Annotated in this window: 8 protein-coding genes; all 8 read left to right on the plus strand. The window is 42.9% G+C overall.

Translation table 11 applies throughout. The annotated features are described in order from the left end of the window. The first annotated feature begins 1 nt into the window (after window position 1). Window positions 2-1,297, plus strand: coding sequence for a family 43 glycosylhydrolase (locus ACYVBM_RS05035; protein ID WP_460684536.1), 1,296 nt, complete (start codon window positions 2-4; stop codon window positions 1,295-1,297). 71 nt (window positions 1,298-1,368) lie between these two features. Further along, window positions 1,369-3,075, plus strand: a complete 1,707-nt coding sequence (locus ACYVBM_RS05040) for a glycosyl hydrolase (RefSeq protein WP_460684537.1) — start codon at window positions 1,369-1,371, stop codon at window positions 3,073-3,075. Between the two features lie 5 nt (window positions 3,076-3,080). After that, window positions 3,081-4,274, plus strand: a complete 1,194-nt coding sequence (locus ACYVBM_RS05045; protein WP_460684538.1) for a glycoside hydrolase family 130 protein — start codon at window positions 3,081-3,083, stop codon at window positions 4,272-4,274. After that, window positions 4,271-5,554, plus strand: a complete 1,284-nt coding sequence (locus ACYVBM_RS05050) for a glycoside hydrolase 5 family protein (RefSeq protein ID WP_460684539.1) — start codon at window positions 4,271-4,273, stop codon at window positions 5,552-5,554. The genes ACYVBM_RS05045 and ACYVBM_RS05050 overlap by 4 nt, the downstream gene beginning before the upstream one ends. A 10-nt stretch (window positions 5,555-5,564) precedes the next feature. Continuing rightward, the gene (locus tag ACYVBM_RS05055) at window positions 5,565-6,959 is read left to right on the plus strand and encodes an MFS transporter (RefSeq protein WP_460684540.1); all 1,395 of its coding nucleotides are present in this window, start codon (window positions 5,565-5,567) and stop codon (window positions 6,957-6,959) included. Window positions 6,960-6,962: 3 nt separating this feature from the next. Continuing rightward, window positions 6,963-8,180, plus strand: a complete 1,218-nt coding sequence (locus tag ACYVBM_RS05060; RefSeq protein WP_460684541.1) for an AGE family epimerase/isomerase — start codon at window positions 6,963-6,965, stop codon at window positions 8,178-8,180. A 95-nt stretch (window positions 8,181-8,275) separates the two neighbouring features. Next, window positions 8,276-10,570, plus strand: a complete 2,295-nt coding sequence (locus ACYVBM_RS05065) for a beta-galactosidase (RefSeq protein ID WP_460684542.1) — start codon at window positions 8,276-8,278, stop codon at window positions 10,568-10,570. Between the two features lie 317 nt (window positions 10,571-10,887). Continuing rightward, on the plus strand, window positions 10,888-11,094 hold a 207-nt coding region (locus tag ACYVBM_RS05070; protein ID WP_460684543.1), incomplete at its 3' end, for a hypothetical protein.

The following is an 11,094-nucleotide window of genomic DNA, read 5'->3' on the forward strand; positions in this document are numbered from 1 at the left end:
AATGAAAAAGATATTTATTCTGTTCTTTACCATCATATCGGCTGAACTTTTAGCACAAAACCCTGTTGTTCCAGGCTACTTTGCGGATCCGAGTATTCGCTACATGGATGGTAAATACTACATGTGTATTACAAGCGATGGGTATGAAGGCCGTAACGGGGAGCCATTTCTTTGGGTTTCGGACGATTTGGTGAATTGGGATATTCATTATCTCAATATCAACGATCGTTTTTTCTGGGCGCCCAGCATGGTAAAAGGAGACAACGGCAAATATTATATGGTACATCAGCAGGGAGTGGACTATCTTGCTTACCTGATGGAAGCAGATGCTCCGTTCGGACCCTGGAAAGAAACAATACAGTTGCATGATTTTGACGTAGAACTATTCCGGGACCCGGTAAGCAATAAAATTATGGGTGTGGGTTCCTGGAAGAACCTGATCATTTTTGACAATGATGTGAAATCACCTGATTATATGAAAAAAGTGGTTAGCAAGGATCCGTTGGAAGGAGCGTTTACTGACTTTACGGAAGGACCTTATATATTTTACCGGAATAAAAAATACTACATGATGTGGGCCGGCGGGCATTGCTGGCTGGAATCTTACAACGTACATTATGCCATGGCCGATCAACCGGGAAAGACTTATTATGAACCTGTTAAAACCCCTATACTCGATACCGATAAAGAGCGTAATATTTTCGGACCGGGTCATACGTCAGTTTTGGAAGTAAATGGCCGGTGGTTTATGTTTTATCACAGGCAGGATCCTAAAAGATATCCCACCTGTAACTACCGTTTTTCCTGTGCGGCAGAATTATTCTTTGCGGCCGATGGCTCCATCTCCAGGGTAGAGCCGATAGATGATTTTATGTCGCTGGGATTAAGTAAATCTAAATTTAACAACATCGCTCTGAATAGAACGGTTTACACCAATTCGCTGTCATCCGGATTTCCACAGGCTATGCTTACTGATGGCAGATATGATACCCGCTGGCAGGCGGAAGAGGGCGAAGACAAATGGGTGACGATTGATTTAGGAAAGTCCCAAAAATTTTCAAAAGTACAGGTTGAGTTTGAATATTTTGACCGGTATTATTTATATAAAATAGAATATTCTGATGATAACGAAAACTGGAAAGACTATGCGGATTATACGCAAAGAGCATTAAAAGGATACCAGACGCGTGTTTCGGAAAAAGAGGTCTCTGCCAGGTATGTTCGTGTTAATATTAAAAGGGCAGAAGGAAAAACAGCTTCCCTTTGGGAAGTGAAAGTGCTGCAGAAAAACGGTTGATCCGAAAGCAGCGCGTGTTTAAAAAAAACAATGACAGCGAATATCATTACGCTAAATAAAAAACTAAAATTATGCATTTAAAACTTTTATCTTACCTCTTAGGCCTGCTGATTGCAGCACCAATGATGATAGGTTGCAGCAAGAATAAGGACAAGCCGGAAGTGGTTTCCAAACCGCTGAAGTTTTTATACTCCACACCGGAAGCAGGTGCACAGGACGTAGCGCTCACTTCCGAAGTGTCGGTTGCGTTTAATGAGGCAGTTACGCTTGCTTCCAACCATGAAATTAAAGTAAACGGTTCCGCAGCGCCGGTAACCACCAATGACAGGAAGCTGGTTTTTAATATATCATTGGAACCGGGAAAAACTTACGAGATATCCATTCCCGCAGGAGCGGTAAAAAGCAGTACGGGTGAAGCCACTGCGCCAATTACCTTTTCATTTTCTACTATTTCCGGCAGAAAAATGTATGAAGCAGAAAACGCGGCGTTGTCCGGAAATGCAATTGTTGAAAAGTCATTGACCGGGTATTCAGGAACAGGTTACGTCAACCAAAAAGACGGGGATCTTTTATTTAAAGTGAATGTTCCCGAAGCCGGGCAGTACAAGCTCACCTTTAGATTTGCGAATGGAAACAGTTATAAGGAGAACGATCTGGTAGTGAACGGAGCGGTCTTGGCTAAGGTTGCATTTGAGGCTACAAACGATTGGAAGCTCGTATCGGTCAATAAGGTAACATTAAAACCCGGGGAGAATATTATTCTTATTAAGAAAAACTGGGGGTGGACTTTTTACGACTATTTAGAAGTTTCGCCTGCTGATCCGGGGATTGCCTTTAATATCAGCCCTGCGTTGATTACACCATCACCGACAAAAGAGGCGGTGAACGTTTATAACTTCCTTAAAGAAAACTTTGGCAAATCGGTTATTTCCGGGGCTATGGCTAACTATAGTACAGGGTTGGAAGAAGCTACCTGGATGAACCAGAATACAGGTAAATGGCCCGCGCTGACTGGGTTTGATTTTATTAATTATACCCGTTCATGGGGAACCATAAACTTTACGGAGCTGGTAAGCAACAGTATCGGCTGGTGGAACAATAACGGATTGGTTACTATTATGTGGCATTGGCGCGATCCCCTTAAAACTACCGATGAGTTCTATACTGAAAGAACAGCCTTTGATGTTTCAAAAATCACGGATGTAAATTCTAATGAGTATAAAGCCATGATCGCTGATATTGATGTGATCGCAGGATACCTGAAACAGCTAAAGGATAATAATGTGCCGGTATTGTGGCGTCCCCTGCACGAAGCAAGCGGTAAGTGGTTCTGGTGGGGAGCTAAAGGAGCTGCACCATGCAAAGAGCTTTGGAAAGTGATGTACAAAAGATTGGCAGAGCACCATGGCCTGAATAACCTGATATGGGTATGGACCAGCGATGCAGCTCCGGATGCAACTACATGGTACCCGGGCGATGATTATGTGGACATTATAGGTATGGATATTTACCCGGGAGAAAACCAGCATGGCTCACAATATATAGCCTTTGATAAAGTGAAAGAAATGTTTGGTGGAAAAAAAATGATCACGCTTAGTGAATGCGGCTCTATCCCGTCCATTGATGCCATGTTCGAAAAAGGTGATACTTGGTCATGGTTCATGCCCTGGAATGGCGATTATACAAGGATAGATAAGCACAACGGTGCGAATTTTCTTAAAGCAGTTTTTGGCAACAGCAAGGTGATCACAAGAGATAAAATGCCGGTTTTAAAATAAGTATTATGAATGATATTTTCAATAAAAGATTAGCTGAAATTACGGCTTCGTATGAAGCATTAGTATGTCGTAAGAACGAGCCTGTACAACCGGGCAACGGGGTATTTGACCGGTATCGGTATCCTGTATTGACTGCTGCACATGCGCCTTTGCTCTGGCGTTATGATATGTCGCCCGATACTAATCCCTATTTTATGGAGCGCTTCGGGATAAATGGTACCTTCAATGCCGGGGCTATAAAATGGAATGACAAATACCTGATGATGGTGAGGGTTGAAGGCAGTGATCGTAAATCGTTCTTCGCCATAGCAGAAAGTCCTAACGGGGTAGATAATTTCAGGTTTTGGGATGAACCTGTTACCATGCCTGAAACCGATGATCCCGATACCAACATCTACGATATGCGTTTAACAGCCCATGAAGATGGGTGGATCTATGGTGTGTTTTGTGCAGAAAGGAAAAATCCCAACGCGGCGCAGGGCGATCTCTCGTCAGCAGTGGCTACTGCAGGCATTACCCGCACCAAAGACCTGGTTCATTGGGAGCGTTTGCCAGATCTGAAGTCAAAAAGCCAGCAACGGAATGTAGTATTGCACCCTGAATTTGTTAACGGAAAATATGCTTTGTACACCCGTCCGCAGGATGGTTTTATTGATGCGGGGAGCGGAGGTGGAATAGGCTGGGCGCTGATAGAAGATATCACGAATGCTGAGGCAAAAGAAGAAAAAATAATCAACCAGAGGTATTACCATACTATTAAAGAATTAAAAAACGGGGAAGGACCACATCCGATTAAAACCGATAAGGGCTGGCTACATCTGGCGCACGGTGTTCGTGCCTGCGCCGCAGGTTTGCGGTATGTGCTGTACCTGTATATGACAGATCTGGAACAACCCGGAAAATTGATTGCGGAACCGGCAGGGCATTTAATGGCTCCGCAGGGAGCAGAAAGGGTAGGAGATGTATCGAATGTATTGTTCTCAAATGGCTGGATTGCCGATGACGATGGTACAGTTTTTATCTATTATGCTTCTGCTGATACACGTATGCATGTAGCTGTTTCCTCTGTAGATAAACTGGTGGATTACTGTTTGCATACTGCTCCGGACGGATATCGCTCGGCAAAATCCGTTGAAACGCTGAAGTCATTGATCTCGGCAAACCAGAGGCATATAAAATCTAAAGAAAAAGTATTATGAAGAAAAGGTGGGTAGGGACATTACTTCTTTTCCTTTTGGTGCAATGGGGCTGGTCCCAGCATGATTTTGTACAGGTAAAAGAGCAGCAGTTGTACGTAAAAGGCAGGCCCTATTATTTTATAGGGGCCAATTACTGGTACGGTCCGCTGCTGGGGATGGATGTCCGTAATTTATCCAACCGGGAAAGACTGCTGAAAGAACTGGATTTTTTAAAGAAAAAAGGGGTGACCAACTTGCGGGTAATGGCTGCTGTGGAAGGCACAGGATATGTGAATGGAGTGATGCGGGTGTCTCCGGCACTGCAAAAAAGCCCTGGTGCATTTGATGACAGCCTGTTGCGGGGCCTTGACTTTTTGTTATCGGAAATGGGCAAACGCGATATGAAGGCTGTGTTATTCCTGAGCAATAACTGGGAATGGACAGGAGGCTTTTTGCAGTATGTGAACTGGTTTGGATTGGTATCTGATAGCATGGTGCAGCGAAAGCTGGATTGGGAGGAAGTAAGAGATGTTACCTCCCGTTTTTATGATTGTGAACCATGTAGGGAAGCTTATCTGAAGCAGGTGGAACATATTATTACACGTACTAATTCGGTTACCGGCAAAAAATATACAGACGATCCGGCTATCATGGCCTGGCAACTGGCTAATGAACCAAGGCCAATGCGGACACGCGCAAATGAAAAATATGTTGAATGGATCAGGCAGAGCGCCGCATTTATTAAGAGGCTGGATAAGCATCACCTGGTATCCATAGGCCACGAGGGATATATGGGAACGGATGGCGATTTGGGTTTGTTTGAAAGAATTCATGATGACAGGAATGTAGACTACCTTACAATTCATATATGGCCTAAAAACTGGGGATGGTTTAAACAAGACGAAATGAAAGGCGCTATCGGCACGATAAAGAATAGAGCAACCGCTTATATAGCAACGCATGAAGATATAGCAAGGACACTAAACAAGCCGTTGATCATTGAAGAGTTTGGCCTTCCGCGGAATGACCATCGTTTTGATCCCCGAACTGCCGTAAGCCTGCGTGATGAATACCTGAACGCAATATTTGAAATCTGGCAAAAAAGCAAAGAAAAAAATGATGTTTTGGCCGGGTTAAATTTTTGGTCGTTTGCGGGCACCGGCCGGCCCGTAAAGGGGCAGAATTACTGGAAGGAAGGGGATGATTACACTGGTGATCCGCCTATGGAAGAGCAGGGCCTCAACTCCATATTTGACAATGATAAGAGCACCTGGCGGCTCATTCAAAAATATACCAGATAAAATAAAAACGATGAGCCGGAAAATCAGCATAAAGGAAAAAATATCCTATGGCCTGGGCGATGCGGCATCTTCTATGTTCTGGAAGATATTCAGCATGTACCTGCTTTTCTTTTACACAGATGTGTTTGGCATTACAGCAGCAGCTGCCGGTACTATGTTTTTGGCAACAAAAGTATGGGATGCTTTTTTTGATCCTGTTGTTGGTGTAATATCAGACAGGGTTTCCACAAGATGGGGGAAATTCAGGCCTTTCCTGCTTTGGGTGGCCATACCTTTTGCCGTAATAGGCGTATTTACATTTTATACGCCGGATGTTTCAGCAGCAGGAAAGCTGGTATATGCCTACATTACTTATTCACTTATGATGATGGTTTATTCACTCATCAATGTACCGTATGCGTCTTTGCTTGGTGTCATGTCTGCCGATGGTAAAGAACGGACAACACTGGCATCCTGGCGTATGGTGTTTGCCTTTGTGGGAAGCCTGGTAGCCTTATGGCTGATAGAGCCGTTGGTAAAGGCTTTTGGCGGAGGATCGCTTACTTCTTCCAAAGGATGGATATATGCGATCGTGGTTTTTGGTATGATGGCGGCCCTTTTTTTTATTGGATGTTTTGCAGGTACAAAGGAGCGTATACAACCTGCGATGGAAGAACAATCAACGTTAAAGGAAGATGTAAAGGACCTGTGGATTAACAAGCCCTGGTGGATACTTTTAGGAGCAGGTGTGGCAACGTTGTTATTTAACACGATCCGTGACGGTGTGGCTATTTACTATTTTAAATACTACATAGGGCAATCCAATGAGGCACAGATGTCGCTCCTGGGTATGTCAATGTCGCTGACTACTTTATACCTCGTGCTGGGCCAGGCGGCTAATATTGTTGGTGTTGTTTTGGCTACGCCTGTTGCCAACAGGATAGGTAAAAAGCACACTTTTTTTATGGCAATGCTGCTGGCAGCAATGTTTAGCGGTGCTTTGTATTTCTTTGGTGTAAGCGATACCGGGGTAATATTGACATTGCAATTTATAATAAGTATGTGTGCCGGAAGCGTATTTCCGCTCTTATGGTCAATGTATGCGGATACTGCTGATTATTCAGAATGGAAACAGGGGAGGAGGGCTACAGGGCTGGTTTTTTCTGCATCGTCTATGTCTCAAAAGCTGGGCTGGGCCGTGGGAGGTTGGGCAAGCGGCCTGTTGCTGGCTTATTTTGGGTTCAGGGCAAATGTAGAGCAAACGGCTTTTGCTAAAGAGGGTATCCGTTTGATGTTAAGCATTCTGCCGGCTGCAGCGGCATTAATATCTATGTTGTTTATTGCTGCTTATCCATTAAATGAGAAAAAACTTAAGGAAATAGCATCAGTATTAGAAGAAAGAAGAACAGGTCATAATACCAGGTAAAAAATGATGGACGCTAAAAGTGTTTTAGGAAAATACAGAAATGAGGTATCCGGCGAGTTGAGAAATATACTTTCTTATTGGAGCGCTCAATGCCTGGATGAAAAGAACGGCGGATTTATTGGCGCGATAGATAGCGATAATATACACAACTGGGAGGCGCCTAAAGGTATTGTTTTGAACAGCCGGATTTTATGGACATTCTCGGCCGCTTACAATAAAGGGAAAAATAAAGCGGATTTATTAATGGGGAAAAGAGCCTATGAATATATCCGCGATCATTTTTTGGATAGAGAGCATGGCGGTGTGTATTGGAGCATTACTCATGATGGAAAGCCGCTGGATACTAAAAAGCAGGTGTATGCGCAAAGTTTTTGCATTTACGGATTGAGCGAATATTACCTGGCAACAGGATATACCGAAGCGCTTGATTTGGCTATTGATATTTACCGGCGAACTGTAAGGTATGGTTATGAACCTGCTTTCGGTGGCTACATAGAAGCGTTCACCAGGGAATGGGGACAAATAGCGGATCTGCGTTTAAGCGAGAAAGATGCCAACGAGCGTAAAACTATGAATACGCACCTTCACGTAATAGAAGGTTTTGCAAATTTGTACAGGACATGGCCCGATGCAGGACTGAAAGAAAAGATTGTTGAGCTGCTATCTATTTTTGATAAGCATATCATAGATACTGAAACATTTCATCTGAAGCTGTTTTTTAATGACCAATGGCAGGAACAGGGAAACATGATCTCTTACGGGCACGATGTAGAAGCTGCCTGGCTTTTGCAGGAATGTGCCGAGATAGCAGGAGAAGAAAAATGGATCGGGAAAATGAAAGAGCGGGCAGTACAGATGGCCAACGCCGCTGCCGAGGGTTTAGATGCAGACGGTGGCATGTGGCACGAATATGATGTAAAGCAAAATCATTTGCTGAAGCAGAAGCATTGGTGGCCGCAGGCAGAAGCTATGGTTGGATTTTTTAATGCCTGGGAGTTAACACAAGATCGGCAGTTTTTGCACCAGTCTGTAAAAAGCTGGGAGTTCATTAAACAATATTTGTTTGATGTCAGCCATGGGGAATGGTATTGGGGAGTGAATGCAGATTACTCCAGAATGCAGGGAGAAGATAAAGCTGGTATGTGGAAATGCCCCTATCATAATGGAAGGGCCTGTATGGAGATAGTAAAAAGAATAAGTGATATTTTTGAAGGAGTATAAGTTTTGATTTTTCCGCAAAAGCTATTTAAACATACTAAATGAATTCTTATTATAAAAGGCTGATAAGAGTATTATTTCTGTCACTAATAATATCAATGTCCGTTTCAGCTCAATATCCGGGCAACTTAAGTTTTGAAACAGGTAATAAAGTCTTTTTGCTCAACGGCAAACCTTTTGTAGTTCGGGCAGCAGAGCTGCACTATCCACGTATTCCCAAAGAATATTGGGAGCACAGGATACAGCTATGCAAGGCCATGGGCATGAATACCATCTGTATTTATCTTTTCTGGAACATACACGAACAAAAGCAAGGTTCATTTGATTTTACCGGTCAAAATGATATTGCAGCATTTGTACAACTCGTTCAGAAGAATGGCATGTATTGCATAGTACGTCCGGGCCCGTATGTATGCGCCGAGTGGGATATGGGAGGCTTACCATGGTGGTTGTTAAAAAAAGATGATTTAAAAGTACGGACCAGAGACGATTCTTTTTATATGCAGTCTGTCCGAAATTACCTCCGCCAAGTGGGTAAAATACTTTCGCCTTATCAGATACAGAACGGCGGCAATATTATTATGGTACAGGTAGAAAACGAATATGGTACCTGGGGTAATGATGGCCTATACATGACACAGCTGCGCGATGTGCTGCGTACTTCGGGCTTTGATAAAGTACAGTTGTTTCGTTGCGACTGGTCATCCAACTTTAATAATTACAACGTAGAGGGAGTGGCCGGTACATTAAATTTCGGGGCTGGTGCAAATATAGAAGAACAGTTCAGAAGGTTTCAGGAAGTTAATCCTACTGCTCCGCTGATGTGCAGCGAGTACTGGACTGGTTGGTTTGATGCCTGGGGGCGGCCGCACCAGGCACGTGATGTAAAAAGCTTTATTGGCAGCCTGAAAGATATGATGGAGAGGCGTATTTCCTTTAGCTTGTATATGGCGCACGGGGGTACTTCTTTCGGACAATGGGCAGGGGCCAATACACCGCCCTATGCACCGGATGTAAGCTCGTACGACTATAATGCCCCGATAGATGAAGGAGGAAACCCTACAGAGAAATTTTATGCTATCAGGGAGCTGCTCAAAAATCACCTGAACCCCGGCGAAACACTGGCTCCGGTACCTGCAATGCCGGTTAAAACCATTACTATTCCCGAAATCAGGTTTAAAGAAACTGCAGGCTTGTTTGAAAACCTGCCACCCGCAAAGCAAGTAACAGGTATAAAAACGATGGAATATTTTAACCAGGGATGGGGCAGTATCTTATATCGCACAAAACTAAAAGCCTGTAGTGTTCGTCAAAAATTAATTATTACAGATGTGCATGATTATGCAATGATATTCATCAATCAGCAGCTGGCAGGCAAAATAGACAGGAGGATAAAAGGCAACGAAATAACTATATCCCCTGTAAATGAAGGTGACGTATTGGATATATTGATAGATACAGAAGGACGTGTAAACTATGGTGAAGGCATATTAGATAGGAAAGGAATCACTAAGTCTGTAGAGCTGTTCGACGGAATTAAAAGAGTTGAACTAAACAATTGGTCTGTCTGTAATTTGCCGGTGGATTATCAGTTTCAAAGTAATAAAAACTATCAGCAAAAAGCAATAAGTGGAACAGGGTGGTACAAGGCAACCTTTGAACTCAAAACCACCGGGGATACTTATCTGGATATGTCCACCTGGGGCAAGGGAATGGTATGGGTAAACGGGCATAACCTGGGGCGTTATTGGAACATAGGCCCGGTACAAACATTATACCTGCCTGGCTGCTGGTTGCATAGAGGGAAGAACGAAATTGTTGTATTGGATATTGAAAAAACTGCATCCCCGGTAATTAATGGAGTGGCTAAACCAATTTTAGATCGCATAAAACCGGATGCTACCGCATTACATCGTAAGCCGGGTCAGCAGTTAGATCTTTCCAATCAACAACCTGTTTTTACTGGTATATTGCCAAAAGGAAACGGGTGGAAAGAGATAAGGTTTAATAATACTTTTTGTGGCCGTTATTTCTGTATAGAAGCAGTAAGCCCGCAAACCCCCGGAGATAAAGTAGCGGGTTTGGCGGAGATAGAGATCCTGGGAGAAGACGGTAACCCTTTATCAACCCTGAACTGGAATGTTTTGTATGCGGATAGCGAGAATTTACCGGAGTCTCAAACAGCCGACCGTTTATTTGATAACCAGGAGACTATTATCTGGCAAACAGCAACTGATTCCGGCGCAACTCCTTATCCACACATGGTGGTTATTGATTTGGGTGAAGTGGTGAAAATTAAAGGTATCAGATTATTGCCTAGGGGTGATAAAATCAAAACGGGTATGATAAATGAGTTTAAAATATATTTCCGAACTGAGGCATTTATATACTGAGTTGAGTAAACTAAGATTTTATATAGATCTCGTATTTTAAAGTACCGTTATAAATAATAAGCCAGTCCAGTAACAACTGAAATGTTTGAATAAAAAGAACAATACAATTGATACCTTTTATCTGGACCAGATATTGCTATTCAAAAAATAAGGCATTGCAAAAAGCATTAGAAATTATTGAAAGCAACGGTCAAAAAATACGACAATAATTTTAATTGGTTCTCAAGAAGTTACTAACCGTAATCCAACCCCAACCTTTTTCTATCTGATTTTTACAGTATCTTTCTGCTCATCTGGAAAGAAAACGAGCAGCAAAAATGGATAACGTTATATTGTCTGAAAATGAGACAAAATATTTAATGCTATTTAATGCAATTGATGAAGGGTTCGTCATTATTGATGTCATATTCAATGAAGATGATGAACCGAATGACTATTGCTTCCTGGAAGCTAATCCTGCTTTCATTAAACAAACCAGGCTCGAAAACGCCATGGGCAGAACTATGAAGGAACTGGCACCCGAG

It is taken from the genome of Niabella aquatica, assembly GCF_054779315.1.